The sequence below is a fragment of the Pseudomonas sp. TH07 genome (genome assembly GCF_016651285.1).
Lineage (GTDB): Bacteria > Pseudomonadota > Gammaproteobacteria > Pseudomonadales > Pseudomonadaceae > Aquipseudomonas.
The window spans coordinates 2,112,403-2,138,009 of record NZ_JAEKED010000001.1; the positions used below are offsets into that span (position 1 = coordinate 2,112,403).

General features: G+C 65.4%; 30 protein-coding genes. 3 read left to right on the plus strand and 27 right to left on the minus strand.

Going from position 1 to position 25,607, the window contains the following annotated elements; translation table 11 throughout:
* Nucleotides 1–25: 25 nt before the first annotated feature.
* The 20 genes from JFU57_RS09975 to JFU57_RS10070 form a co-directional block, all read right to left on the minus strand.
* Nucleotides 26–1,252: a beta-ketoacyl-ACP synthase gene (locus JFU57_RS09975; protein WP_201129139.1), complete on the minus strand. Its 1,227-nt coding sequence runs from the start codon at nt 1,250–1,252 to the stop codon at nt 26–28.
* A complete protein-coding gene (fabG, locus tag JFU57_RS09980; protein WP_078469468.1) occupies nt 1,252–1,980 on the minus strand; it encodes a 3-oxoacyl-ACP reductase FabG in 729 nt (242 codons plus the stop codon). The genes JFU57_RS09975 and fabG overlap by 1 nt, the downstream gene beginning before the upstream one ends.
* The gene (locus JFU57_RS09985) at nt 1,973–2,437 is read right to left on the minus strand and encodes an ApeP family dehydratase (RefSeq protein ID WP_078469469.1); all 465 of its coding nucleotides are present in this window, start codon (nt 2,435–2,437) and stop codon (nt 1,973–1,975) included. Before JFU57_RS09985 ends, fabG begins: the two co-directional genes overlap by 8 nt.
* Nucleotides 2,434–3,630 carry a beta-ketoacyl-[acyl-carrier-protein] synthase family protein gene (locus JFU57_RS09990; protein ID WP_201129141.1) on the minus strand — a complete coding sequence of 399 codons (1,197 nt, stop codon included), beginning with the start codon at nt 3,628–3,630 and terminating at the stop codon, nt 2,434–2,436. The genes JFU57_RS09985 and JFU57_RS09990 overlap by 4 nt, the downstream gene beginning before the upstream one ends.
* Complete coding sequence (locus tag JFU57_RS09995) at nt 3,627–4,112, minus strand: DUF3261 domain-containing protein (RefSeq protein ID WP_078469471.1); 486 nt, start codon at nt 4,110–4,112, stop codon at nt 3,627–3,629. The genes JFU57_RS09990 and JFU57_RS09995 overlap by 4 nt, the downstream gene beginning before the upstream one ends.
* Nucleotides 4,109–4,867 (minus strand): class I SAM-dependent methyltransferase, encoded by a 759-nt coding sequence (locus tag JFU57_RS10000; RefSeq protein ID WP_201129143.1) that lies wholly within the window; start codon nt 4,865–4,867, stop codon nt 4,109–4,111. The genes JFU57_RS09995 and JFU57_RS10000 overlap by 4 nt, the downstream gene beginning before the upstream one ends.
* Nucleotides 4,864–6,111 carry an NAD(P)/FAD-dependent oxidoreductase gene (locus tag JFU57_RS10005; protein WP_078469473.1) on the minus strand — a complete coding sequence of 416 codons (1,248 nt, stop codon included), beginning with the start codon at nt 6,109–6,111 and terminating at the stop codon, nt 4,864–4,866. Before JFU57_RS10005 ends, JFU57_RS10000 begins: the two co-directional genes overlap by 4 nt.
* Nucleotides 6,098–7,273, minus strand: coding sequence for a sodium:proton antiporter (locus tag JFU57_RS10010; protein WP_201129145.1), 1,176 nt, complete (start codon nt 7,271–7,273; stop codon nt 6,098–6,100). Before JFU57_RS10010 ends, JFU57_RS10005 begins: the two co-directional genes overlap by 14 nt.
* Nucleotides 7,267–9,609, minus strand: a complete 2,343-nt coding sequence (locus JFU57_RS10015) for an MMPL family transporter (protein ID WP_201129147.1) — start codon at nt 9,607–9,609, stop codon at nt 7,267–7,269. Before JFU57_RS10015 ends, JFU57_RS10010 begins: the two co-directional genes overlap by 7 nt.
* Entirely contained in the window at nt 9,593–10,213 is a 621-nt protein-coding gene (locus tag JFU57_RS10020) for an outer membrane lipoprotein carrier protein LolA (RefSeq protein WP_078469476.1), read from the minus strand. The genes JFU57_RS10015 and JFU57_RS10020 overlap by 17 nt, the downstream gene beginning before the upstream one ends.
* The gene (locus JFU57_RS10025) at nt 10,210–10,635 is read right to left on the minus strand and encodes an acyl-CoA thioesterase (RefSeq protein WP_078469477.1); all 426 of its coding nucleotides are present in this window, start codon (nt 10,633–10,635) and stop codon (nt 10,210–10,212) included. Before JFU57_RS10025 ends, JFU57_RS10020 begins: the two co-directional genes overlap by 4 nt.
* A complete protein-coding gene (locus JFU57_RS10030) occupies nt 10,625–12,172 on the minus strand; it encodes an HAL/PAL/TAL family ammonia-lyase (RefSeq protein WP_078469478.1) in 1,548 nt (515 codons plus the stop codon). Before JFU57_RS10030 ends, JFU57_RS10025 begins: the two co-directional genes overlap by 11 nt.
* The gene (locus JFU57_RS10035) at nt 12,153–13,088 is read right to left on the minus strand and encodes an LpxL/LpxP family acyltransferase (protein WP_201129149.1); all 936 of its coding nucleotides are present in this window, start codon (nt 13,086–13,088) and stop codon (nt 12,153–12,155) included. Before JFU57_RS10035 ends, JFU57_RS10030 begins: the two co-directional genes overlap by 20 nt.
* Nucleotides 13,085–13,819, minus strand: coding sequence for a glycosyltransferase family 2 protein (locus JFU57_RS10040; RefSeq protein WP_201129151.1), 735 nt, complete (start codon nt 13,817–13,819; stop codon nt 13,085–13,087). Before JFU57_RS10040 ends, JFU57_RS10035 begins: the two co-directional genes overlap by 4 nt.
* Nucleotides 13,820–13,881: 62 nt before the next feature.
* A complete protein-coding gene (locus tag JFU57_RS10045; RefSeq protein ID WP_201129153.1) occupies nt 13,882–15,561 on the minus strand; it encodes an AMP-binding protein in 1,680 nt (559 codons plus the stop codon).
* Nucleotides 15,558–16,103, minus strand: coding sequence for a COG4648 family protein (locus JFU57_RS10050; protein ID WP_078469482.1), 546 nt, complete (start codon nt 16,101–16,103; stop codon nt 15,558–15,560). Before JFU57_RS10050 ends, JFU57_RS10045 begins: the two co-directional genes overlap by 4 nt.
* Nucleotides 16,100–16,354: an acyl carrier protein gene (locus JFU57_RS10055; RefSeq protein WP_078469483.1), complete on the minus strand. Its 255-nt coding sequence runs from the start codon at nt 16,352–16,354 to the stop codon at nt 16,100–16,102. Before JFU57_RS10055 ends, JFU57_RS10050 begins: the two co-directional genes overlap by 4 nt.
* A 9-nt stretch (nt 16,355–16,363) precedes the next feature.
* Nucleotides 16,364–16,636: a phosphopantetheine-binding protein gene (locus tag JFU57_RS10060; RefSeq protein WP_020297332.1), complete on the minus strand. Its 273-nt coding sequence runs from the start codon at nt 16,634–16,636 to the stop codon at nt 16,364–16,366.
* On the minus strand, nt 16,605–17,426 hold the full coding sequence (locus tag JFU57_RS10065; protein ID WP_020297331.1) for a lysophospholipid acyltransferase family protein: 822 nt from the start codon (nt 17,424–17,426) through the stop codon (nt 16,605–16,607). The genes JFU57_RS10060 and JFU57_RS10065 overlap by 32 nt, the downstream gene beginning before the upstream one ends.
* Nucleotides 17,402–18,136 (minus strand): beta-ketoacyl synthase chain length factor, encoded by a 735-nt coding sequence (locus JFU57_RS10070; RefSeq protein ID WP_201129154.1) that lies wholly within the window; start codon nt 18,134–18,136, stop codon nt 17,402–17,404. The genes JFU57_RS10065 and JFU57_RS10070 overlap by 25 nt, the downstream gene beginning before the upstream one ends.
* Before the next feature lie 346 nt (nt 18,137–18,482).
* Here JFU57_RS10070 and JFU57_RS10075 point away from each other — a divergent pair, with 346 nt between their 5' ends.
* On the plus strand, nt 18,483–19,253 hold the full coding sequence (locus JFU57_RS10075) for a ParA family protein (protein WP_078469485.1): 771 nt from the start codon (nt 18,483–18,485) through the stop codon (nt 19,251–19,253).
* A 44-nt stretch (nt 19,254–19,297) separates the two neighbouring features.
* Here JFU57_RS10075 and trxC read toward each other — a convergent pair whose 3' ends face one another.
* The 6 genes from trxC to JFU57_RS10105 form a co-directional block, all read right to left on the minus strand.
* A complete protein-coding gene (trxC, locus tag JFU57_RS10080; RefSeq protein WP_020297328.1) occupies nt 19,298–19,732 on the minus strand; it encodes a thioredoxin TrxC in 435 nt (144 codons plus the stop codon).
* A gap of 100 nt (nt 19,733–19,832) precedes the next feature.
* Nucleotides 19,833–20,783, minus strand: a complete 951-nt coding sequence (locus JFU57_RS10085) for a hypothetical protein (protein ID WP_201129155.1) — start codon at nt 20,781–20,783, stop codon at nt 19,833–19,835.
* A 24-nt stretch (nt 20,784–20,807) separates the two neighbouring features.
* A complete protein-coding gene (locus JFU57_RS10090) occupies nt 20,808–21,749 on the minus strand; it encodes a hypothetical protein (RefSeq protein ID WP_201129156.1) in 942 nt (313 codons plus the stop codon).
* A gap of 82 nt (nt 21,750–21,831) precedes the next feature.
* A complete protein-coding gene (locus JFU57_RS10095; RefSeq protein ID WP_201129157.1) occupies nt 21,832–22,272 on the minus strand; it encodes a hypothetical protein in 441 nt (146 codons plus the stop codon).
* 81 nt (nt 22,273–22,353) lie between these two features.
* On the minus strand, nt 22,354–22,692 hold the full coding sequence (locus tag JFU57_RS10100) for a DUF7716 domain-containing protein (protein ID WP_201129158.1): 339 nt from the start codon (nt 22,690–22,692) through the stop codon (nt 22,354–22,356).
* A 14-nt stretch (nt 22,693–22,706) separates the two neighbouring features.
* The gene (locus JFU57_RS10105; protein WP_078469490.1) at nt 22,707–23,090 is read right to left on the minus strand and encodes an immunity 22 family protein; all 384 of its coding nucleotides are present in this window, start codon (nt 23,088–23,090) and stop codon (nt 22,707–22,709) included.
* Between the two features lie 248 nt (nt 23,091–23,338).
* Between JFU57_RS10105 and JFU57_RS10110 the strand changes: the two genes are divergently transcribed.
* Nucleotides 23,339–23,635 carry a type II toxin-antitoxin system HigB family toxin gene (locus JFU57_RS10110; RefSeq protein WP_201129159.1) on the plus strand — a complete coding sequence of 99 codons (297 nt, stop codon included), beginning with the start codon at nt 23,339–23,341 and terminating at the stop codon, nt 23,633–23,635.
* Nucleotides 23,632–24,033, plus strand: coding sequence for a helix-turn-helix domain-containing protein (locus tag JFU57_RS10115; RefSeq protein WP_078469492.1), 402 nt, complete (start codon nt 23,632–23,634; stop codon nt 24,031–24,033). Before JFU57_RS10110 ends, JFU57_RS10115 begins: the two co-directional genes overlap by 4 nt.
* Before the next feature lie 9 nt (nt 24,034–24,042).
* Here the strand turns inward: JFU57_RS10115 and selO are convergent, their stop codons facing one another.
* A complete protein-coding gene (gene selO / locus JFU57_RS10120) occupies nt 24,043–25,506 on the minus strand; it encodes a protein adenylyltransferase SelO (RefSeq protein WP_078469493.1) in 1,464 nt (487 codons plus the stop codon).
* Nucleotides 25,507–25,607 lie beyond the last annotated feature (101 nt).

Consider the following 25,607-nt stretch of genomic DNA (forward strand, 5'->3'; position numbering starts at 1 on the left):
CGTTTTCTCCAGTGGGGTGGGGCGGTTACGACCAGCGGCGGAAAATCAACGACGTGTTGACCCCGCCAAAGGCAAAGTTGTTGTTCATCACGTACTGATGGCTCATCTGCCGGAACTCGCCGCGCAGGTAGTCCAGTCCGCCGCAACGGGGGTCGACTTCATCGAGGTTGAAGGTGTGCACGTACTGATCGCGGTTGAGCATCTCGATGCTGAACCACGACTCCAGCGCGCCGCAGGCACCCAGGGTGTGGCCGAGGAAGCTCTTCTGCGAACTGATGGGCATGCCGCTGCCGAACAGGCTGCTGGTGGCCAGGGTTTCGGCAATGTCGCCCTGTTCGGTGGCCGTGCCGTGGCCGTTGACGTAGCCGATGGCGGACGCCGGGATGCCGGCGTCTTCCAGGGCCAGCTCCATGGCCCGGCGCATGGTGGTCTGCTCCGGCCGGGTGGTGTGCTGGCCATCGGCGTTGCTGCCAAAACCGACGATTTCCGCGTGGATGTGCGCACCGCGCGCCAGGGCGTGCTCCAGTTCCTCGAGCACCAGCATGCCGCCGCCTTCACCGATCACCAGGCCGTCGCGGCCGCTGTCGTAGGGCCGAGGACTGGTTTGCGGGGCGTCGTTTTTCAGGCTGGTGGCGTACAGCGCGTCGAACACCATGGCTTCGGTGGGGCACAGCTCTTCGGCGCCGCCGGCGAGCATCAGCGGCAAGCGTCCGAACTTGATCGCCTCATAGGCGTAGCCGATGCCCTGGCTGCCGCTGGTGCAGGCGCTGGAGGTGGGAATCAGGCGCCCGGTGAGGCCGAAGAAGATGCTGATATTGGCCGCCGTGGTGTGGGGCATCATGCGCACGTAGGAGTTGGCGTTCAGGCCTTCTGCCACCGAGTTCAGCAGCATGTTGCCGAAGGCCTTGATCTCGTCGGTGCTGCCGGTGGACGAGCCACAGGCCACGCCCATGCGCCCGTCCTTGATCGACTCGTCGCCCAGCAGCCCGGCGTCGGCCAGCGCCTGCTCGGCGGCGCCCACGGCCAGGCGCGAAACCCGGCCCATGCTGCGCAATTGCTTGCGGGTCCAGTGGGCCGGAACCTTGAAGTCATCGATCGGCCCCGCCAGGCGGGTGTTGAGTTCGGTAAAGCGATCCCACTCGTCCATGCGCCGGATGCCGCTGCGGTTGGCGCTGAAGTTGCCGGCGATGGTGGCCCAGTCGCTGCCCAGGGAGGTGATGCCGGCCATGCCGGTGACGACCACGCGTTTCATCAGCACAGGCCTCCGTTGACGGCCAGCACCTGGCGCGTGATGTAGGACGCTTCGGCCGACATCAGGAAGTTCACCGCACTGGCGACTTCTTCCGGGGTGCCCATGCGTTGTGCGGGGATCATTTTCATCAGTTCCTCCACCGGGACGTTCTCGTCGAGCATGGCGGTGTCGATCAGGCCCGGGGCCACGCAGTTGACGGTGATCTTGCGCTTGCCCAGCTCGATGGCCAGGGCCTTGGCGGCACCGATCACACCGGCCTTGGAGGCGCTGTAGTTGACCTGGCCACGGTTGCCGATCAGCCCGGAGACCGAGGTGATGCAGACAATGCGCCCGGCGGCGCGGCGCCGGATCATCGGCATCATCACCGGGTGCAGCACGTTGTAGAAACCGTCGAGGTTGGTGCGCAGCACGTCGTCCCAGTCGTCCTCGGTCAGGGCCGGGAAGGCGCCGTCCCGGGTCAGCCCGGCATTGAGTACCACGCCGTAATAGGCGCCGTGGGTGTCGACGTCGGCTTCAAGAATGGCCTTGCAGGTGGCGCGGTCGGCGACGTCGAATTGCAGGATGCGCGCATTGCGGCCCAGGGCCTGGACTTCGGCCTGTACCGCCTGAGCCTCGGCGAGGCCGGTGCGGCAGTGCAGCACCAGGTCATGCCCGGCCTGGGCCAGGCGCAGGGCGATGGCGCGGCCGATACCACGGCTGGAGCCGGTGACCAGTACGGATTCAGTCATGGCGGGGTTCCTGTGTTTCGTCGAGATAGTGGGCCGCGTGCGGCGGGCGGAACACGTTGAGGCGAGCGCTGGCCTGGATGCCCGGGCCGCTGAGGTGGCACTCGAATACGCCCATGCCGTTGTCGTCTTCCAGGGAGCGCAGAGCGTGGATGCGCAGCTCGCTGCCGGCCGGAAAGTGTTCCACATTGCATTCGAATTTGCGCGTGCCGAGCAAAAAGCCCAGCTCCACGGCCTGCCCTTGCTGGCGTGCGCGGCAGCCGGCATAGGCGGCCACGCTCTGGGCCATCAGCTCGATACCGAGCCAGGCCGGCAGGCTGCCGTCGGCGCGGTTGAACAGGCCACCGGGCTTGACGGTGAGGCGGGTGTGGATCTGTTCTTCATCGAACCCCAGGACCTGATCGATCAGGATCATGTCGCCCGCGTGGGGCAGCAGTTCGGCGAGTGGCCAAGGGATCATGGGGCGTCTCCGATAATCAGGCTGACGTTGTTGCCGCCGAAGGCAAAGGAGTTGCTCATCAGGCAGCGCGGTGCGCCCGTGGCCAGGCGATCGGCGCTGCCGACCCAGCGCAGGGCGGGCAATTGCGGGTCGGGCTGGGCGTCCCAGACATGGGGTGGCAGGGCCTGTTGCCGGTTGTCGGCGGCCAGGCTCAGCCAGCAGAAGGCGGCTTCCAGGGCCCCGGCGGCGCCCAGGGTGTGGCCGCTCATGGGCTTGGTCGACGAGCAGGGCACGCCATCGGGAAACAGCTCGGCCACGGCCAGGCTTTCCATGGCGTCGTTGTGCTGGGTGGCGGTGCCGTGCAGGTTCAGGTAACCGATCTGCTGCGCTGCCAGGCCGGCACTGCTCAAGGCCTTGCGCATCGCTTGCAGGGCGCCCCGGCCGCTGGGCTCGGGCGCGGAAATATGGTGCGCATCGGAACTCGCGCCGCCGCCCAGCAGGGCGATGGGCTGCTGCGTGCCGGATTCCCTGCTCATCAGGAACAGCACCGCAGCCTCGCCGATATTGATCCCGTCGCGGTTGACCGAAAACGGGTTGCAGCGCTGGTCACTGACGGCTTCCAGCGCCGAAAAACCATTCAGGGTCAGTTGGCACAGGCTGTCGACCCCGCCGCACAGCACCGCGTCGCACAACCCCAGGTCGAGCAGGCGCCGGGCGCTCATCAGGGCCCGGGCGCTGGAGGTGCAGGCGGTGGAAATCACGTAGGCCGGACCGCTCAGTTGCAGCCAGTCGGCGAGAAAGTTCGCCGGTGCCCCGAGTTCCTGCTGCTGGTAGTCGTAGTGGGCCGGGAATTGCTGGTCGCGCAGGTAATGGGCGATGCCACGGCTGGCTTCGTCGATGCCCGAAGTACTGGTGCCCAGCACCACGCCAATGCGCCCCGGGCCGTAGGCCTGGATCGCCTGATCGATGTCGTCGCGGATCTGCAGCGCCGCCTCCAGCAGCAGCTGGTTATTGCGACTGTGCTGCCGGCTCAGGTGCGCAGGCAGGGCCGCCAGCGGGCCCTTGACCGCCGCCACCGGCAGGCTGCGCTCGGGCACCCAGCCGGCTTCGTCGCGCATGCCTGAGCAGTCACCGGCAAACAGGCTGCGGGCCACCTGTTGTTTGTCCCGTCCGAGGGCGCAGATCAGCCCCAGGGCGTTGAGGTAGGACGTCATGGCGCGCGCTCGGCGGTCAACGGGCTGACGTGGTATTGCAGGCCTTGAGGCAGGTTCAACTGGAAATCCAATGGTTGGCGATAACGGAGCTGCCAGCGCGGGGCGAGGCTGCGTTGCTCGCCCCGGGCCTGCGCAGCGGGGTAATTCTCGGACAGCTCGGCGGCTGGCGTCAGGGCAAACAGCAGCGCGGCGAACAGCTCCCGCGCTTCGGGGTTGGGTGGCAGCAGGCCATCGGCCTGCCACTGGCCATCGATCAGGCGCTGGCGGGCCAGGGGAATGCCCAAGGGGTCCATCAGCGACCAGCGCAGGCCGGCGCCTTCGGCCTGGATCACCAGCAGCCAGTCCTGGCGTTGCGCTGCCTGCTCACGCTCGATATGCAGCTGCAACGGCAGGGCCAGGCTCGGGGTTTTTGCGGGCAGCGGCGCCTGGCTGGCGCAACCGGCCAGCAGCAACAGGCAACCCACCAGCAGGGCGCGGATCATGCCGGCTGCCCTGGCGCGCAGTGCTCGTCCAACGGCTTGCGCGCCACCACGTTGACCAGGGTCTCTTCACGCTGGCCAAAGGGTTTCGGGCGGCGCAGGCCGAAGCGTTCCAGCAGGCCGAAATCCGTCGAGCGGCTCCACCACAAGTAGGGGTAGGAGACGTTCTGCGGGGTGAACTCGAAGCCCTGGTTGCGGATCATGTCCAGGTACTGGGCGGCGCTTTTCTGCACGTGCATCGGGTGGCGGAACAGCCAGCGAATGACCCAGGTGTCGATGTAGGCCTCGGTGGACTCGGCAAACAGCAGGTAGCCGCCGGGCTTGAGCACCCGGTAGAACTCGGCCAGGGCTTTGTCCTGCTCCACCAGGTGGTGGAAGGTCTGGTGGCAGAACAGCAGGTCGACGCTGGCGTCCGGCACGTCCAGGGTCGCGCAGTCGCTGCCGATCAGTTCCACCTGCATGCCCTGGCGCGCCGCTTCCTGGGCGCTCAGTTCCAGGCTGTGGGGGTCGGCATCCAGGCCGATCAGGCGCTGGGGCGCGAACACCTGGCGCAGGTGCTGGAACGACTTGCCCTGGCCGCAACCGGCGTCGAGCAGCACCGGGTTGCCGGGCAGGTCGCGGGTGAACAGCGAGCGCAGGTCGTTGATCGCCACCCGCAATACATGGTGCTGCCAGGTGTGGCTGCGCAGGAACCAGAAGCCGAAGCGGGTTTCCTCGACGTACTTATCGCTCAGGTACTGTGGCTGGGGACTGCTCATGCCACCTCCGTCGCGCAGATTTCCGAGAGCATGCGCAGGCGGCGCTTGGGTTCGCTGACAAACGGGTTGCGCTCGTCCCAGGCGTAGCCGGCGAGGATCGAACTGATCATGCGGCGGATTTCCGGCGAGCTGCCGGGGTGGAAGATCACGTCCTGGAAGGTCCCGGCGTACCAGCCTTCGACGTAGCAGCGGAAGGTGTCGACCCCGCGCTTGAGCGGCTCGGCAAACTCGAGCTGCCAGTCGACGCTTTCACCTTGCAGCTGACGATGCAGCACGGCGGCGGCCATGCTCGCCGAACGCATGGCGATCGTGACCCCGGAAGAGAACACCGGGTCGAGGAATTCCGCGGCATTGCCCAGCAGGGCGAAGCCCGGGCCGTGCAGGCTCTTGACGTTGGCCGAGTAGCCGCCGATGGTCCGCGCCGGGGTGTCCCATACCGCGTTGGCCAGGACCTTGGCCAGGCTCGGGGTCTCGGCGATAAAGCCGCGCAGGCACTGGTCCAGGTCCTGGTCGCGGCCGACAAAATGTTCCTTGGCCGCGACCACGCCCACCGAGCACCGGCCGTTGCTGAAGGGGATGCTCCAGAACCAGATGTCGCGCTGGGTCGGGTGGGTGGTGACGAGGATCTTTTCCCGTTCGAAACCGGGGTGGTCGATACGGTCTTCGACGTGGGTGAACACTGCCTGGCGCACCGGGAAGTTGGACGGCGCCTCGAGGTCGAGCAAGCGTGGCAGGACCCGGCCATAGCCGCTGGCATCGAGTACGAAATGGGCCTCGACCTGGTACTGGCTGCCGTCTTCGCGGCGCACTCCGAGCTGCGGCTGGGGCAGGCTGAAGTCGGCGCTGACGATCTCTTCGCCATAGCGCACTTCAACCCCTTGCAGCGCCGCCTGGTCGGCCAGCAACTTGTCGAAGTCGCCGCGCTGGACCTGGAAGGTGGTGGGCTTGCCGTTGCTGAAGGTGTCGCCGAAATCAAAGGCGCTGTAGCGCTCGCCCCAGGCGAAGGCCGCGCCGTTCTTCAGTTGGAAGCCGGCGGCTTGCACGGCTTCGAGCATGCCCGCTTCCTCGACGAAATCCAGGCAATGGGAGAGCAGGCTTTCGCCGATGGAGAACCGCGGGAAATGCTGGCGCTCGATGATCAGCACGTCGTGGCCCTTGCGCTTGAGCAGGGCGGCGGCAATCGCGCCCGATGGGCCGGCGCCGATGACCACAACCTGGCGGCGTTCCATTTCAACTGTTGGCACTGGGGCTCCTTGCCGGTTCGGCGATGTTCATATTCAGAGGGACCAAGGGGGTTCGATGCATGCCGGCTACTGCCGGCAGCAGGGTCGCGATCAGGCCCATCAGCATCAGCGCAAAGTACAGCGCCGGGCTGATCAGCTGTTGTTGCAGCAGCAGGTTGAGAAACACGATCTCGCTCAGGCCGCGAATATTGAGCAGCAGGCTTTCCCGCCAGCGGCTGGCACCGGCGAAGGACGCACCGGCCCAGCCCAGGCCCAGCCAGTTGCCGGCCAGCTTGCTGGCAATTGGCACCAGCAGCAGGGCGCCCAGTTGCAGCCAGCTCAGGCTGTCCATGGCGCTGTGCACGTTGATCTGCACGATGCCGAACGTCAGGATCAGCGGGATGGCGATGTAGGTCTGCAAACGGCTCATCCAGGCTGCCTGTAACGGCAGCACCAGCGCCACCTTGAGGGCGGCCATGCACAGCAGGTAGCCGATGCCGAAAATCAGCGCATTGAGCTTGTAGTGCTCGGCCACCACCAGCAGCGCAAAGAAGCCCAGGCTGTACAGCAGCGGCTGGCGCAGGCCGAGCAGGCGCAGGAGCAACGGCAGGCAGGCGCCGGCCAGGGGCAGCAGCAGGCTGGCCAGGTGCAGGCTGCCCTGGGCAATGGCGAACAGGCTCCAGCAGGTCAGGTCGATCAGGATCGCGGTCTGCACCAGGCGCCGAGTGGCGGCGGCCGGGTAGTTGATATGGCGCAGGTACAGGTAGAGCACCGGGATCGCGGTGATCGCAAACAGCAGGCCCACTGCCAGGGAGCTCAGCCACGGCTGCGGCGGCAGCAGCCAGAAGGCGATCGCCAGGCCGCAGGCGAAGGGGATGATGAAACTCGGCAGGGCGATCTTCAGGCTCTGGCGGTCCAGGCGCAGGTCGATCACGTCGCTCAGGATATGCCCCAGCAGCAGGGCGAAGCTCAGGCTGTAGAGGTTTTTCAGCCACACCGGGGACACCAGTTGGGCGCCGCTCAACTGCCAGTGCGGCTCGATCCACAGCAGCATCAGCAGGGGCAGGCCGAAGGTTGCCAGCAGCAACTGGCTGACGATCGGGATCAGGCCCAGGCGCCGACCGACGGCGGTCGCCAGGGCAAACAGCGCCAGGGCCAGGCACCAGAACAGGGCGATCAGCATGGGCTTGGCTCCGTCACCTTGGCGTGGTGTTGCTGTTGCCCGGCCCAGGGCGCGAGCATAAAGCTGAAGGCCAGCCCAAGGCTGACCGACAGCCCGAAATTGCTCACCGCCGGGGTGCTGGAGATGGCCAGCAAACCGAACGACAGCCAGGTGGTCAGGGCCGCCAGCAGGGTGCCCAGCAGGCTGACGGCGGCGCCGCCGATCTGCTCGCGCATGAGGATGGCGTAGTCGACGCTGATGGCGGTCACCAGCAGCAGGCCGAACAGGCTGAACAGGGTCAGCGGTTGCCCCAGCCAGCCGAGGCTGGCCAGGCTGCACAGGGCCGCCAGCAGCGGCAGGGCGACGATGCGCAGGGCCCCGCCAAGGCCGAACGGCAGAATCAGCAGCAACACGATCAGCACGCAGGAGGCGAGCTTGAGTTCGGCGGCACTGATCTGGGTTGCGGCAAAGACTTTATTCAATTCGCCAAGCCGGTCCACCAGTTGCACCCCGGGCAGGTCCTGGGCCTGGGCCCGCAGCAGGCCGGCATCGTTCAGCCCTTGCAGGCTGACCATGGCCGCCACGCCCTCGGGGCCGGCGCCCAGCCACAGTGTGCGGTAGGGTTCGGCCAGCGGGCCGCCGAGGGCGGCATCGATGTCTTGCACCGGCAGCGCCTGCAACTGGGCCAGCTCGGCCTGCAGGGCACTGGCCGGCACGCCGAGGTCCAGCAGCGGCTGCCAGAACTGCGGCAGGCGCGTCAGGGCCTCACGCAATTGCTGTTGGTCGCTGGGCAGGTTGACCAGTTGATTGAGCGCCAGGTAACCCTGCAACTTGCCCTGCTTGACCAATTGCCCCAGGCGCTCGCCAAGGGCTTGCTGGCGTTCGAGCAATTGCTGCTGGTCGGCGGCGCGCACCAGGAAGAACTGGCTGGTGGGTTGATAGCCGGTGATGCGGGCAATGGCCTGGGCTTCGTTGAGCAACTGCGGCGGTGCGCCGACCCACTGGCGAATATCGTTTTTGCTGGTCAGCTGCCACAGCCCGGCGGCGCAGAACACCGCCAACAGTGCCAACAGCACCGGGCTCGGCACTCGCCGCAGCAGGGCTTCGCGCAGTTGCAGCAGGCACTGCGCAACCCGCAGCGGCCATTGCGCCGGGCGCAGGTCAGCGCCCTTGAGCAGGGCCGGCAGCAGGCACACCGCCGACAGGTAGGCGCCGAGCAGGCCAGCCGCGGAGAACACGGCGATCTGGGTCAGGGCCGGGAACGGGGTCCAGGCCAGCGCCAGGTACCCGATGCAGCTGGTGGCCAGGCTCAGGCTCAGGCCCGGCAGGGTCAGGCGCAACGCCGGCCAGCTGTGCCAGGGTTTCAGGCTCCAGCTCTTGGACAGGTAATGCAGCGGGTAGTCGACCGCGACGCCGATCAGGCTCGAGCCCAGGACCAGGGTCATCACATGCATATGGCCGAACAGCGCCACGCAGGCCACTGCGCCAAACAACATGCCCACCAGCACCGGCACAAACGCCAGCAGCACCCGCAGCCGGCGGAACGCCAGGAGCAACAGCAGCAGGATGCCCACGGTCGCACCGCCGCCGACCCAGGTGATTTCCCGGGTGGCTTGCTGCTGGCCATTGGCGGCGTACAGCAGGCCGCTGGCGGCCAGCAATTGCACATCGGCCTGGCTCGCCTGTTCGCGGCTTTGCCGGAGCAGCTCGGCCACCTGCAACGGCAGGCTCATATCAAATGCGTTGCCGGTGGTGCGCGCCCGCAGCAGGACCCAGCTTTTGCCGTCGGCGTCGGCCACCAGGGCACCGCTGCCGATGTCCAGTTGCACCGCGCCGCGTTGCGGTTGGCTGTTCTGGATGCGCCCGGTAAGGCCCAGCCAGTCATCCTGGCTCGGCACCAGGCTGAACCCGGTAAAGGGGTCGAACAAGACTTGGACCCGCTGCTGGATAAAGGCCGCGGGGTGTTCAATCAGTTGTTGCTGGTCGGCCGCCGAGAGCATCGCCAGCCGGCCTTGCAGCAGTTGGCTGCGCAGTGCCGGAAGGTCGGCTTGCAGGTTCCACTGGACCTTTTCGAACAGCCCGCTGGCCTGCCAGCGCTCACCCAGTTGCTGGGCCATGGCCACCGCCTGCTGACGCTCGGCATGGCCCACCAGCACCAGCATTTCGCGGTTCAGCGGCTCTTGCATGCGCTGCTCGGCCTTGAGCTCCAGGGCGTCCGGGGCAGTGCCCGGCACCAGCTCCATCAGGTTGGCCGACAACGGCGCACCCTGGCGCCATTGCCAGCCGGCCAGGGCCAGCACCGCCACCAGCAGGATCAGGAACAGCCTGGGCAACCAGCGCTCACTGGGCAAAGTCATGTTGCTCCGCTGCGCTCAAAGGTTGGCTGCTGGTGCTGTCGCGCATCTGCAGCAGGGTGCTGTCGCCCTGGGTTTCCAGGAGTTCGATGCGCTGCACCAGGGCACCGCCGTCGATATTGATCTGGGTGAACACTTGCTTGAGCAGCAGCGAGCGCGGGGTCAGGGTCAGTTTCCAGTCCTGGGCGTCGCCCGCCAGCTTGAGTTCGAAGTCGCGCTGCAGGCCGCTGCTGTCGCCTTGCAACACCGCGAGGAACAGGCGGTTCTGCTCGGCGCCGGCACTTTTGCCCGGGAGCATCTGCCAGCCATTGGCGTCACGCCGGGCGATGCCCTGGCCGGTGATGCGGTAGTCCTGCTGCAACGGCGTTTTCAGCAGCCAGAGCAGGCCGTGGTCCTTAGCCAGGACGAACGTGCCCTTGCTGGTCAGGGGCTGGGGCAGGGCCCGCAGGTGCTTTTCCTGGATGAAGTTGCCGTGGATGACCTCGGGCTTGGCCAACTGCTCGCTGAGCTGTTGCAGGTCGAAGGCCTGGGCGAGGGAACTGAACCCCAGCAGCACCAGGCCCGACAGGGCCACCCTGGCCAGAGGCAGGAAATTCAACCGGCTCATAGCAGCACCTTGGCCACGGCGTCGGTAAAGACCCGGGGCGAGGCCAGTTGCATCTCGCGGCTGGCCATGTCCACCGCGACCTGCACCGAGCTGGCGCGGGTCAGGCGTTCGCCGCTGGCGAGGTCGGTGATCAGGTAATTGATCTTCAGCCGGTTTTCCCACTCCACCAGGCTGGCGCGTACGTTCAGGGTCTGGCCGAACACCGCGCCGCGCACGTAGCGCAGTTGCAGGTCGATCACCGGCCAGGCGTAGCCCGACTCGACCATGGCCGTGTAGTTGTGGCCGATCCGATCGAGCAAGGCGCAGCGAGCGACTTCCAGGTATTTGACGTAATGCCCGTGCCAGACGACGTGCATGGTGTCGACGTCGAAAAACGGCACCAGGATCTGGGTGTCGGCGTGCAGCACTCCCTTACTGCGCATGCAGCCTCCAGTGTTGCTCGGCGATGCGTTGCAGGCACAGGCGCAGTTCGCCTTCCAGGGCGCGGTCTTCGATCACCGGCGGGAAGTCCTTGGCCAACTCTGCGTGCATCGCAGCCAGGGCTGGAGGCAGGGGGCGGGCATCGGCGGACTGGGCGCGCAGCCACACACCCTGGTTGGCCGCCAGCAGGGTGGCGGCGGCGACCTGTTCGGTCAGCTCCAGCACGCGAATCGCGTCCCGGGCGGCGATGGTGCCCATGCTCACCTTGTCCTGGTTGTGGCACTCGGTGGAGCGCGAGAACACGCTGGCCGGCATGGTGTTTTTCAGGGCTTCGGCGGTCCAGGCACTGGTGCCGATCTGCACTGCCTTGAAGCCGTGGTTGAGCATCGCGCGCTCGGCGCTGGCGCCGGACAGGTTGCTCGGCAGGCCGTGGTTGTAACGCACGTCCACCAGCAGCGCGAGCTGCCGGTCGAGCAGGTCGGCGACGTTGGCCACCAGGGTCTTGAGGCTGTCCATGGCGAACGCAATGTGCCCGCCGTAGAAATGCCCGCCGTGCAGCACGCGCTCGGCTTCGGCGTCGATGATCGGGTTGTCGTTGGCGCTGTTGAGCTCGGTCTCGATAAACGCGCGCAGCCAGTTCAGGCTGTCGGCCAGCACCCCCAGGACGTGGGGCGCGCAGCGCAGGGAGTAGCGGTCTTGCAGGCGATGCAGCGGCGCGGTCGGTGCGTCGATGGCCAAATCCTGGCGCAGCCAGGCCGCCACTTGCATCTGCCCCGGGTGCGGCTTGGCGGCGAACAGGCGCTCGTCGAAGTGCTCGGGGTTGCCTTGCAGGGCTACTACGTTCAGCGCGGTGATGCGGGTTGCCAGTTGCAGCAGGTAATCAGCGCGGGCGAAGGCCAGGCAGGCCAGGCCGGTCATCACCGCGGTGCCGTTCATCAACGCCAGGGCTTCTTTGGGGCGCAGCACCAGCGGGTCCCAGCCCAGTTCCCGGTGCACGTCGGCGGCCTGACGGCGTTCGCCACGGAACAGGACTTCACGCTCGCCGGACAGGGTCGCAGCCACGTAGGACAGCGGCGTCAGGTCGCCGCTGGCGCCGACCGAGCCTTCTTCCGGGATCAGCGGCAGGATGTCGTGTTCGAGAAAAGCCTGCAGGCGCTCCAGCAGCTCGACCCGCACCCCGGACACGCCGTGGCACAGCGACTGCAAGCGCGCCGCCAGTACCGCGCGGGTGGCCTGGGCATCCAGCAGCTTGCCCAGCCCGCACCCGTGGAAGGTGTACAGGTGGCGCGGCAGCGCCTCGACGTGTTGCAGCGGCACCGCGACCACGCAGGAGTCGCCGTAGCCGGTGGTGACGCCATAGATCACGCCTTCCTTGTCGAGCAAGGAGTCGAGAAACTGCGCGCCCTTGGCGATGCGCTGGCGAAACCCGGCATCACCTTGCAGTTGCACGGGCACCTGACGGTTGGCCAGGGCCAGCACGTCTTCGATGCGCAAGGGGAGTTCGCCGAAGGTTACCGGCTCAAGCGGATGCGTCGTCATCGGTCTTCCAGAATAGGTAAAAGTTGAACCACTGTTGCGGCGCTTCGAGGCAGTACTGGCCCAGGCGTTCGGCGTAGCGGGCGGTCCACTGGGCGATCACTTGCTCGCGGTCGCTGCGTTTCCAGGCCACGGCGTCGGTGAAGGGCTCGAGGATCACCCGGTAGCGACCCTGATGCTTGAGGCACAGCAGCAGGTTGACCGGGCATTTGAGCAGCCCGGCCAGCAGCCATGGGCCTTGGGGGAATGCCGCCGGATGGCCGAGGAAATCCACCCGTACATTGCGTCCGCCGTGCAGCGGCACGCGGTCGCCGGCAATCGCCAGCCACTCGCCGCGGTCCAGGCGCTGGCTCAGTTGCAGCATGATCGCCGGGTCCAGCTCGCTGACCTGGATCAGCCGCAGGTTGGTGGCCCCGGCCTCGCCCAGCAGGCGGTTGAAACGTTCGGCGTGCTTGGTGTGCACCAGCACGTTCATGGTCACCTGCTCGCCGAGTTCAGCCAGGGCGCGGCAGACTTCGAGGTTGCCCAGGTGCGCGCCCACCAGCATCTGCCCGCGTTCGCCGCGCAATTCGTTGCGCAGCAGCGCCGGGTCGACGATCTCGATCTGCTCGATGCGCAGCTTGCCGTTCCACACGTCGAGCTTGTCCAGCAGGGCGTCGGCAAAGGCCATGAACTGGCCGAACACCCGACGCTGGGTCGGGCGCAGTTCGTTGCGTCCGCTCCAGTCGGCGAGCCGTTGCTGATACTGCCAGGCGCTGTGTCGGGCGTTGCGGCCGAACAGGAAAAAGTACAGGACGATGGCGTACAGCACCGGGCTCAGCACCCGCCGCCCGAGGATCCTGACCCCGAATGCGGTGAGCTTCATCAGCCAGAAGCTGCCGCGTTCTTCATGCTCGGCCCAATGCTGTTGCTGGCTCATGCTCGCCACCGTCGCCAGAGGATCTGCGGCGCGCGCAGCAACATGCCGAAAAACAGCCGGGTGTGCATGCTGGAAATCAATGCGTTGTCGTGCAGCAGGCGAAAGTGCGAGAGGCCATCGGTGGGGTAGTGGACCTTGGTCGGCAGCCAGCGCATCGGCTGATTGCGCCAGGCCAGGCGCACCAGGACTTCGGGATCGAAATCCATGCGCTTGCCGAGTTTGACCGAATCGATCAGCGCCAGCACTGGCGGCAGCGGGTAGACCCGGAAGCCGCACATGGAGTCGGGAATCTGCAACGACAGGCTGTTGATCCAGACCCAGACATGGGTCAGGTAACGGGCATACAGGCGGCCCTTGGGCACGCTGCTGTCGTACTGTGGATAACCGCAGATCAGTGCCTCGGGGTGGGCGCGGGAGCTGGCGATAAAGTTATCCACATCGCGCAGGTCGTGCTGGCCGTCGGCATCCACCTGCAGGGCGTGGCTGAAGCCCAGGCGCGAGGCCTCGCGCAGGCCGGCCATGACTGCGCCACCCTTGCCCTGGTTCAGTGCCAGGCGGATCAGGAACACCTGCTCGCGCTTGGCCAGTTGTTCCAGGACCGCCGCGCAGGCCGGGCTGCTGGCGTCGTCCACCAGCACGCAGGGCAAGCCACCGGCGAGCAGGGCGTCGACCACCGCCGGCACCGCGCCTTCGTGGTTATAAACCGGAATCACCGCACAGGGCTTATGCATCGACCGCCCCCTGCCGCAGGCTGCGGCCAATGGCCCGGAACACGCGGATTCCCCGATAAAACTTATCCACAGGCTGCCTCCAGCAAAATGCGCCCACTGGAACAGGCCGCCGTGTCGTTGCGGTAGGCGAAATACAATTTTCCGCGTTCATCGTCGAACCGCAGGTGCAATTGCACCTGGTCGCCGGGGCGCACCAGTTGCTGGAATTTCAGCACTTCCATGCCGGCAAAGCGGCCCGGCAGGTCCAGCAGTTGCTGGCCCAGGGCCAGGGCCCAATCGACCTGGACCACCCCAGGCAATACCGGGGTCTGCGGGAAGTGCCCGCTGAAATAGGCCAGGTCCGGGGGGATGCTCAATTGCAGGTTCCACTCGCCGTCCTGTTCGTGCTGTTCCAGCACTTCAGGCGCTTGTGGGCGCGGTGCCAGCAGCAGGGCCTCGACCTCGGCCTGGGGCAACTTGCCCTGGGCGTTCAGCGGCAGCTGGCGCAGCAACCGCCAGCGGCGCGGCAGGGCCAGGGCTTCGCAGTGCTGGCTCAGGTGCTGGCGCAGGGACTGGGTCAGGTGGCGGCGGCCGCCGTTGCGCAGGGCCTGCAAGCCCGCTTCGCTCAAGACCAGCACGGCGCCGAGGGAGGCTCGGTTTTCCTGGACCACGCCCAGGCGCGCTTCGCTGACCCAGGCATGGCTGGCCAGGGCCTGTTCGAGCATGGGCAGGGAGATGCGTTTTTCTTCCAGCTTGACGATCCGGTCCAGGCGCCCGAGCAGCTCGAAACGGCCATCGGCCTCGATTCGTGCGGCATCGGCGCTGTGTTCGACATGCCCTTCTGGCAGGTAGGTCGAGGCAATCAGCAGCGCGCCGTCCGCGTCCTGGCTCAACTGCACGCCGGCGAACGGTTGCCACAGGCTCGCGCCCTGGCGCCAGGCGATGCCGCCGGTTTCCGAACTGCCGAAAATCTCGGTCGGCCATTGGCCCAGGCGCTGTTGCAGGCTGTGCGCGGCCTCGGCGGGCAAGGCGCCGCCCGAGGAAAACACCCGGCTGACCTGGCTCAAGGCCGGCCAGTCGAGGTTGTCGCCCATGCGCTTGAGCAGCGCCGGGCTGGCGACCCAGGCAAAGGCCGGGTACTCGCGGCTGGCGCGTTGCAGGTCTTCGGGGAACGGCAATTGGCGGCGCACGAACGGGCGCCCGGCGCACAGCGGCCACAGCACCCGAAACAGCAGGCCGTAGATGTGTTGCGCGGCGACGCTGCCAATCATGCAGGCGCTGCCCAGTTCCGCGCCCCATAGCTGTTCCAGGGCCTGGACCTCGTTGGCCAGTTGCACCAGGGTCTTGTCGATGCGCTTGGGTTCGCCACTGGAGCCGGACGTGCACAGGCTCAAGCGGCACTGCGCCAGGTCCAACTCGGCAGCCGGCAGCGGCGCCTGCAACAGGTCAGCGAGGCGCGTGTCGTGCTCCAGGTCGGTGAGCCACAGGTCTACCTCACCGGACCAGCGCTGGCGGGTCTGGGTCTGCAGGTCGGCCGGCAGCAGCACGCTGACCCCGGCCCGCCAGGCGCCGAGCAGGGCGATGGCCAGTTGCGCGGCGTCTTCCAGGTGCAGGGCCATGCGCTGCACGCCCCGGGCCTGGAGCCCGGCGGCCAGGCGCAGCGCCTGGTCGTGCAGGGCGCTGTGGTCGAGTACCGGGTCGAAGGTCACCGTCCGCCCCGGGTGAGCCTTGAGCAGCAGGTGCTCAAGCTTGATCCAATTCATGCGCGGCCTCGTACGCGTTGTCGTAATAGCCATTCAATGGCAAACAGCAAGCCCATCAGCCCGTAGGCGATCAGGCCGTTGTACAACGTCCACCAGCTCAGCGGCGCCCAGAGGGTCAGGGCGGCGGCGAGCAATCCGTTACAGAGGAAAAACACACTCCAGGCCACGGTGACCTGGCGCGTGTAGCGAATCGCCTTGGGCGGCAGCGCAGGCTCACGCAGGCGCGCCAGGCGCTCGGCCACCGGCGGGCCGTATTTCAGGCTCAGGCCGAACAGACCGAGCATGAAACTGCTGATCAGCACCGGGTACCAGCGCAGCAATTGCGGGCTGTCGAACAGCGCCAGCAGCAGGCAGAACAGCATGGCCGCCGCCGCCATCCACAGGCTGCTGGCCCGCCGTTCGCCGGTCAGTGCGCGGGCCAGCCACAGGCCGCCCAGCAACAGGCCGAACTGCCACGGGGCGAAGTGCTCCATGCCGAAATACACCGCAAAGGGGTACAGCAAGCCCGCCAGCAGCAGGCCCAGGCCGATCAGACGACTCATGCGGCCGGCTGGACCAGACGGTAGACCGCCTCGACCACGTCATTGACGGTGCGCACCGACTTGAATTCCTCGGCGGCGATTTTCTTGCCGGTCTGACGCTTGATGTGGTCGATCAGGTCGACCGCGTCGATGCTGTCGATTTCCAGGTCCTGGTACAGGTTGGACTCAAGGCTCACGCGCTCGGGTTCCAGCTCGAAGAGTTCGACCAGGGCATCGCGCAGGGTGTTGAAGATATCGTCACGAGTTTGCATGGTCCGGTCTCAAGCTGCCTGTTTTGCAGTGACGAAGGCCGCAAGGCTCGCCACGTTACTGAAGTGATTGCGCGTGTCCTTGGCGTCGGCGTCGATCTTGATGCCGTACTTCTTCTGGATCGCCAGGCCCAGTTCCAGGGCGTCTACCGAGTCCAGGCCCAGGCCGTCGCCGAAAAGGGTCTGCTCGTTGCCGATATCCTGTGCGCTGATGTCTTCGAGGCCCAGGGCATCGATGATCAACAGCTTGATCTCAAGGGTTAAGTCCGGGTGCAGATTGCTCATCTGAGGCGAGCTCCTTAATGAAATAGTGATGCAAGTGGTCGTTGAGTTTGCGCGAGGCCTGGGGTGCGGGGCCTTGAGCGGCGAAGGTCTGTGGGTCTATATCGGCACCCACGCGGAAACTGAAGTGCACGCGACGTTGCGGGATGCGGTACCAGGGTTCGGCCTTGGTCAGGGTGGTCGGGCTGACCTTTATCACCACCGGGGTGAGGATTCTCGCACCCCGCAGGGCAATCGCTGCCCCGCCCCGATGAAAGGCCGGTGCCTGGCCCGGTACGGTGCGCGTGCCTTCGGGGAAAATGATCAGGGTCTGGCCGTCCTGCAGTGCCTGGCCGGCGGCATCGAGCATGTCCATGCTGCCGTCATTGCTGATATAGCCGGCTTCGCGCACCGGGCCGCGGGTGAAGGGGTTCTGCCACAGGCTCTGTTTGACCACGCAGTTGGCGTTGCGCACCAGGCCGATCAGAAACACCACGTCGATCAGCGACGGGTGGTTGGCGATGATCATCTGCCCCGGGCGGCCGAGTTTCTCCGCGCCCTGGACGTCATAGGTCAGCACGCCGCAGCGGGCCATGAACCGGATAAACAGCCAGAACAGCCGGCTGATGGTCGCGCGGGCACGACGCTGGTGCGCCTCGGGTGTGCCCGGCAGGCAGCTCAATAGCGGAAAAATCACCAGGCGCAGGCACAAACTACCTAGACCGAACAGCGTAAAGCTCGCTGCCGTGGCCATCAGGCGCCAGTAGTAGGCATCGCGCGGTTTCGCGCTTACCGGTTGCGTTGCCAGGTCCATACACGATTCTTCCAGGCATGTTGGCAGGTGGCCTGCGGGGTGAGCAGGGTACGCAACAGATTCAGGGCATGGGGCCACTGGGCTCGCGGGCTGTCTTCAGACGCGCTGCCATCGCCGGCGCTGCCGAGGGACAGCTGCCAGTCGTCGCCCGGGGTCAGCAGCAGGCCGACCGCATAAGGAAAGGGCACGTCGTCGATCCATTCGGCATAGGCCTGTGGCGGCTGCTCTTCGGTGATCAGCAGCAGCACCGCCGGGGCGCCTTCGGCGAGCAGCGCGGCGGCTTCGAGCATGCCGTGTTCCAGGCCGTCGCCGGCGGCGGCGAGGGCGGTCATTTCGCTGGTTTCGCCGCGCATGATCGACCACAGGCCGATCACCGCGTTATGCACCGACAGGCTGAACTGGGTCGGCGACAGGGGCTGGCCGGCGGCCAGGTCGCTGAGAATGTCGAAGGTGCGTGGGGTTTCGCCGTGGCGTGAAACAAACACCAGGGGCAAGTGTTCCAAGCCTTGGGCCAAGGGCCAGCCAACGCTGAAGGCCATTCGTGCCAGGCGGCTCAGGCGTCGGCGTTGCATGGCGGGCAGGAAGGACACGTCGGGGGCGGCATCGCTGCTGGCAAGCACGGTCGGTTGGCGGCTCCAGGCCTGCCAATCGTCCACGCTTTCGAGCCCAGGGGCCCATGCGCGCCATTGAGCGATGTTGAACTTGATCACTGGTTTTCATCCCGCCCCTGCGGGCTTCCTTGACGCGGTGAGTCGCGTTGATAGCGAACCGACTCTACGTGGCCCTATGGCCGAGTGGCGCGCATTATCCCGGTGCGGCTGGCTTGTAGCAAATATTGGTTACATTTGCTTGAAGAAATAAGACGCTTCTCATGCGGAGATGTCATTTTGACATCTTTTGCCCCGAAAAATAATGCAGCCCATCGGTAATACGGGGGCTTAGGATGATATTTTCCACTGCCGGCTGGGCTCGTGTGCGAGTGGGGCGCCAACGAGGTAGCTAAGCGGCAACCAGGGCTACTACACTCGCTGATCTTTGATACACGGAGGTTTTGACATGCGGCGTGTGGTGTTCAATCAGAAAGGTGGCGTGGGCAAGTCGAGTATTGCCTGCAATCTGGCGGCGGTCAGCGCCAGCGAGGGTTATCGCACCTTGTTGGTGGATCTGGATGCCCAGGCCAACTCCACCCAGTACCTCACCGGCCTGACCGGCGACGACATTCCCATGGGCATTGCCGATTTCTTCAAGCAGACCCTATCGTCCGGGCCGTTTTCGAAGAAAAACCAGGTGGATATCTACGAGACTCCGTTCGACAACCTGCACGTGGTCACCGCCACCGCCGAGCTGGCCGACCTGCAGCCCAAGCTCGAGGCCAAGCACAAGATCAACAAACTGCGCAAATTGCTCGACGAGTTGTCCGAAGATTACGACCGGATCTACCTCGACACCCCGCCGGCCCTGAATTTTTATGCGGTATCCGCACTGATTGCCGCTGATCGGGTGTTGATCCCCTTCGATTGCGACAGCTTCTCACGCCAGGCGCTATACGGCCTGCTGGCAGAAATCGAAGAATTGAAGGAAGACCACAACGAAGACCTGCAAGTGGAAGGCATCGTGGTCAATCAGTTCCAGGCCCGGGCCAGCCTGCCGCAGCAGATCCTCGACGAGTTGATAGCCGAAGGCCTGCCGGTGCTGCCGGTGTACCTCGCCAGCTCGGTGCGCATGCGTGAATCGCACCAGGCCAATATGCCGCTGATCCACCTCGACCCACGGCACAAGCTGACCCAGCAATTTGTCGAGCTGCACAATCTGCTGGAAAACGCCTGACTCCACCATGAGGGGGCAAGCCCCTCATTGGCCGGTGCAGGGCCTCAGATGCCCTGGCTGCGCAACCAGCCCAGCAGTTGCGGCAACGGCAGGGCGCCGCTCTGGCGGGCGACTTCCCGGCCGTTCTTGAACAGGATCAGGCTGGGAATCGATCGAATCCCCAATTGCCCCGACAACTGCTGATTGCTTTCGCTGTCGAGTTTGGCCAGCCGGCATTTGCCCTTGAGCTGGGCCGCCGCCTGTTCGAATACCGGGGCGAAGGATGTGCACGGCCCGCACCACTGCGCCCAGACATCCACCAGCAACGGCAGGTCGCCCTTGATCTGGCTGGCGTAATCGCCCTGGGTCAGTTCAAAGGGTTTACCCAGCAACACCTCGGCCTTGCAGCGCCCGCACTTGGGCAGGTCGCCCAGGCGCTCGCCGGGGATGCGGTTGAGACCGTTGCAATGAGGGCAGGGGATCAGCAGTGGCTCGGACATGGTTGGGCTCCGCAAGCAGGGTAGAGCGCCTTAAATGGCGGCGCCCGGGGTGAATATCAAGTCGGCGCCGGCAGGCAGGTGCCGACGTGGCGCCCCGGGTTCACGGGGCGGTCGGGGCCTGCTCGACGCTGACCAGGCGGTCCATGGAACGGCCGATGTAAAAGGTAAAGGGCCGACCCAGGGCCATGGCCATACGCTCGCAGCGGCCCATGAACCCTATGTTTTGCAGGGGCGAAATCTCTCCGTCCTCGTGGTGCTGCAGGCCCAGGGAGCCGACATTGAACCCGACCCGGTCGGCCCGGCGATTGGGGCGCGTCCCCCAGGAGGTCTTGATTGCACCCAATGTGATGCGGTTGTCGAACAGCTGCTGGTTGAGCGAGGGGTTGACGAAGGTGATGTTGCCGAACAGGTACTGCGCGGGCGCGTGCTTGTCCTCTTTCCACTGCAGGTACAGGTTGTAATCGCCTTTTCCGGTCCCGGCCTTGCTGCCCATCTGGCTGAACGGCATGCCCGGTGGTCGGACAGTGGCCTGGTATTGGCAAAACGCCTCGTTGGGGGTGCCGGCGGCTGCGAGCTTGCCGGTGGCCAATTCCTCTGCCGAGAACTGAAACATGACGTCGGCGAACTTCACCGGTTCCAGGGGCAGCGGCAAGCGGCGCGGCAGGGCCATGGCTTTTTTGCGGTAGTCGGCGCTGGTGTATTTCCCGGTTTCCGGGGCGATCTCCAACACCGCTTCGAAGGTGCCGGCTGCACGGGCCTGGACGATCTCGTCGAACAGTTCCCGCAGGCGCAGGCGCTGGGCCTCGGGCACGCTGCTGCCCAGTTTGATATGCAGGGTCTTGTCGTCCTGGCGGTCCATCTCCAGGCCGATGTCGCCGGCCTCGATGCCGATCCCGGCGGCCATCTGGGTGATGGTCTCCTCAAAGTACGGCACGATTCTGGCCTGCTTGGGGTTACCCACCTCTTCCTGGAAATGCAGGGTGAGGTAGGTCTGCTTGCAGCCGGTTAGCAGCATCAGCAGCAGGGCGGTCACGCAGAGGCGTCGGTTCAATGGGGATCCTTGTCGCGCAAGTGGTTACAGGTAATCGACCCGGCTCAAGCGATCCAGGGTCCGGCCCATCTGAAACGTAAATGGCCGGCCCAGGGCCTGCATTTTTTGATCGCACAGCGCTTGCAGCTCATCTTTGCGGGTGTCGAAAGACTGGGCGGAGGTGAGCTTCTGCACGCCGATGGAGCCGATGCTGATGGCGAATTCGTCGAACGGAACAGGCGCGGGCCGGGTGATTTTCGAGCTCGATGGCCAGATCTGGACGTTTTTCTGTTGCAGGTGCCGGTTCAGGTCCGGGTCATCGAAATGCACCCTGAGCGGTACCTTGGCGATGCTGCTGCGGATCATCAATGAGATCAGGCCGGGCTCGCTGATGTCGTCCTGGAGGGCTTCGTAGGCGATCAATTGCAAGCGCTCGGGCATTTTCAGGTGGGCGGTGATCTTGCAACTGACCGGGCCTTCGATTTCGCTCTTGCTGACGATGGCGCTCATGCTGTCCTCATAGCTGCGGGCCAGCAGCATTTCGAACGTCGGGTCGAACTCCAGGCTGGCGTCGATGCTGTCCGGCAGCCCGCTGGAGCCGGACGGGGTGACGCTGGCATGGGCGTTATCCAGGTCCAGGCGCAGGTTCATCGAGCTGGCCTTTCGCGCGTTGGTGACCCCTTCGAAGATGGCCCTGAGGCTGCCTCGTTGTTCCGGGCTCAGGGAACGGTCCGCCAGGCGCAGGTGGATCACCTTGTCATCCTCCGCGTCGCGCTCCAGGGCGATGGCATCCGGGTCCAGGCCCTGGACGCTGAGCGCGGTGTAAATGCTCTGCTTGTACGCCTCGTGCACCAATTGGTCGGAGAATTGCGGGCCGGCCTTGGGGTCGGAACGCACCGAGTCCTGGAAGTGCAGGGTCGCGAAGTCTTCCTTGCATCCGGTCAGTGAGAGCAGCAGTGGCAATAGCAGCAGGCAGCAACGTTTCATGGTGGGCTCGTGCAGAGGATCAGCGGGGGCAGGGTTCGCGGCATGGGCGAACCGGAGAAGGTGCGGACAGGCGGCCGACGCGTCACTGCGCGAGGCGGCGACCATTGAGGCCGATGACCACGGCGAACTTTTTGGCGATGACCACCTCGGCCAGGTTGCTGGCGGCCAGGAAGTTCTGCATCGGGTAGGGAAATTCCACGGGGATTTCACCGATCGACACATGTTGCAGCGCTTGCGCCGGCAGCTCGATGCCGTCGCTCGCGGCGCCGCCGCGAATCAGGTAGACGTTGTCGCTGACAGGTTCGTAGGACATGCCGCCACTGCCCTGGATCCGTTGCAGGCTGGCGGTCTGCTCGGCCAGCGCCTCCAGTTCGGCCTGGGTGATGGTGCGATGGGGTTTGCCGTGCAGGCGCAGGTCCTGCAGGTTCATGCGGTACTTGGCGCGGCGGCTCAGGTAGATGACAGCCGACACCAGGCTGATGACACCAAAAACCAGGGTGACCAGGTTGAGGAACAGGTTCATGCGCATCCTTGCAGGTACTGGCAATCAGGGTCGCGCATTATCCGCATCCGTTGCCGGTGGGTCCATGGCCCAGCCCGGGGCTTAATCGAAGCTCATGAAGCAGTCGCGCTCGGCGTAGTACTCGATGGCCGCCAGTAGCTCGGTGTTGCTCACCGTCGGCTTGTGGTGCAGGGCGCTCATGACCACGTCTTCGAGCAGTTCGTCGCTGAACCAGAATTCCAGGCCGTTCTGGATGACGTACGGCGGGTAGATTTCTTCGTCGTCATCGGTGATCTGGGAAAACGCCTCGATCACGCAGGGGGTGTGCAAGGTCAGAGGGGTGTCTTGTGGCGCGCCGTAGACGCAGAACTGCAGGGTTTTTTCCTGCTGGCGCAACAGCTCGATCAAGTCGCCAAAGGCCAGGTGCTGCTGGTAGTGCATAACACCTCCGCCGGTCATTCGCGGTAGCTGACGCTGGCGATGTAGTGAACGATCACGCCGCGGATGCTGGCGGTCGATGGGGTGCCGGTGAAACGGTGGTCGTAGGCCAGCACCAGTTGATTGAACGGCTGCGGGGTTTGCCCCAGGCCTTGCTCGGTGAGGCTGTCGCAGATGCTGGCGGCGTATGAAAAGTCTTCAAGGGCGGCGAGCAGCGAGCAGCCCACCTCGACTCGCGCAACTTCCAGCAGGTCGTCGTCGAGGCTCACGCCGAAGGCCCGGGAAAACTCCGAACCCTGGCTATCGCCGTCTTCGGTGTAGCTGGGGCAGGTCAGGTGGTGCAGCGTGTCCTCGCTCCAGTCAGCGTGGGTCGCCCAGATCGAGACGGTTTTTTCCGGCATTTGCGGTTCCTTGGCAAGCGCTCGGCATGGGGGCTCAAGCGTGCTCGGTAAAAGTGTTGCGGACTTTACCAGACACCAGAGTGCCCTGGAGTTTGTTGCAATCGCTCACACACTGCGCGGCAGGCAGGCGCCTTGGCTGTCTAGGCTTGGCAGTACACGAGCGCCGTTGGTCTGACGGCGGATATAGCATATTGAGATATCCGATGCTCGCGTCTAGCCTCCATAGCACTATGCGATAGGGACATTGCATGCGAATCATCACGGTCAAACGAATCTGGGAAGCCAAGGCGCGCTGGCAGCAGTCGGCCAATGCGCTGGATACGTGGTATCGACTGCTCAAGGGCAGCAAGCCGGTGGATTTCGCCGCCCTGCGCGCCCTTTGTCCGGCGGTGGACAAAGTGGGCCCGCTGCATGTGTTCGATATCGGTGGTAACAACGTGCGGTTGATTGCAGTGGTTCGCTTTACCACGCAGAAGCTGTACATCCGTCATGTGTTGGATCACCGCGACTATGATCGCGGCCAATGGAGGGAGGAACGAGGATGAGTGTGTTGGTCGAGCAGGCTGCCGAGCATTGGCAGTATGTGGCGCCCCTGGTGTGCAAACCCAGGACCGAGGCGGATTACGACAGGTTGGTCGCGGCGCTCGATGAGTTGCTGGAGCTGACCGGGGATGACGAGGCGCATCCGCTCAACAGCCTGGTGGATATCATCGGCGACTGGATCGAGGCCTACGACGAAGAGCATCGGCCCATGCCGCAGGTCAGTGGGGTCAGTATGCTGGCGTCCCTGATGCGCGAGCACGGCCTGACCCAAAGCGACCTGCCCGGGGTGGGCGCGCAGTCGGTGGTGTCGGAGGTGCTCAGCGGCAAGCGCCAGCTTAACCTGCGGCAGGTCCGCTGGCTGGCCGAGCGCTTTGGTATCTCGGCCGAAGTGTTCATCTGAGGGCGCGACTCAGGAAGAACAACTGATCTCCAGGTGCTTGCCCCACTCCGGGGGTCGCTCGGCATAGGCCTGCATGCCGGGCTGCTCCTCGAACGGCTGGCTCAAGACGCTGTGCAGGCGGCGTACCTCGCTGTAGTCGCCGCTCTCGGCGGCATCGATGGCCTTTTGCGCCAGGTAGTTGCGCAGGATGTACAGCGGGTTGACCCCGTGCATCCGTGCCCGGCGCTGAGCCTGAGGCTCCTGCGGCTCGCGGGCGACCCGGGCCTTGTAGCGCTCGGCCCAGGCGTCGAACCCCTTGATGTCGACAAAGTCGTCCCGCAGGCGGGCCACGGCCAGTTCGGCGGACTCGTCCCCCAGGCGGCGGAAGAACAGGGTGTAGTCGACGCTGCTGCCCTGCATCAGTTGCAGCAGTTGCTCCAGCAACTTCTGGTCCTCGTCCTCGGCGGTGGTCAGGCCCAGGCGCCGGCGCATCAGGTCCAGGTACTGCGCCTGGTACAGCGGCAGGAACAGGCCGAGGGTTTCGCGCAGCGCCTCGACGCTGATGAAGGGGGTCAGGGCCTGGGCCAGTGCGCTGAGGTTCCACTGGCCGATCGGCACCTGGTTGCTGAAGGAATAGCGGCCCTGGTCGTCGGAATGGTTGCAGATGAAGTGGGCGTCGAAATCGTCGAGAAAGGCGAAGGGGCCGAAGTCGAAGGTGATGCCCAGGATCGACATGTTGTCGGTGTTCATTACCCCGTGGCAGAAGCCATAGGCCTGCCACTTGGCGATCAGTTCGGCGTTGCGCTCGACGATTTCGCGAAACATCGCCAGGTACGGCTCGGGCTGCTCAAGGCACTCGGGGAAGTGCATGGCCAGCACGTGTTCGCCGAGCTGTTTTTGCTGCTCGGGTTTTTTCGTGTAGTAGAAATATTCGAAGTGGCCAAAGCGGATATGACTCGGCGCCATGCGCAGCACCATCGCCGCCCGCTCCTGTTTCTCGCGCCAGACCGGGGTGTCGGAGCCGATCACGCACAGCGCCCGTGAGCTGGGGATGCCCAGGGCATGCAGCGCCTCGGAGGCGAGGAATTCGCGGATCGACGAACGCAGCACCGCGCGGCCATCGCCCATGCGCGAGTAAGGGGTTTGGCCGGCGCCCTTGAGGTGCAGGTCCCAGTGCTCGCCGGCGGCGTTGTACACCTCGCCCAGCAGCAGGCCACGGCCGTCGCCGAGTTGCGGGTTGTAGGAGCCGAACTGATGCCCGGAATACACCATCGCCCGTGGCTCGGCCTCGGCCCACAGCTTGTGCCCGCCAAACAGCTCGGCGAACACCGGGGTCTCGGCCAGCGCCGGGTCCAGGTCCAGCAGGGCCATGGCGGCGTCGCTTGCCACCACCAGGCGCGGGTTGTCGATGGGGTCGGGCAGGACGTGGGTTGAGAAGGCGTCGCCCAGGCGGGCGAAGCGATTGTCGAAGGTCAGTTCGTCGAGGGCTTTCAACGGCCATCTCCTGGGGTCTGTTGCCGTTTGGTGATGAGCCGCGTTGCGGGGCCAAACGGTGCGAGGAAAGGCGCGGCCTGTCACCAAGCGGCAACAGGCCC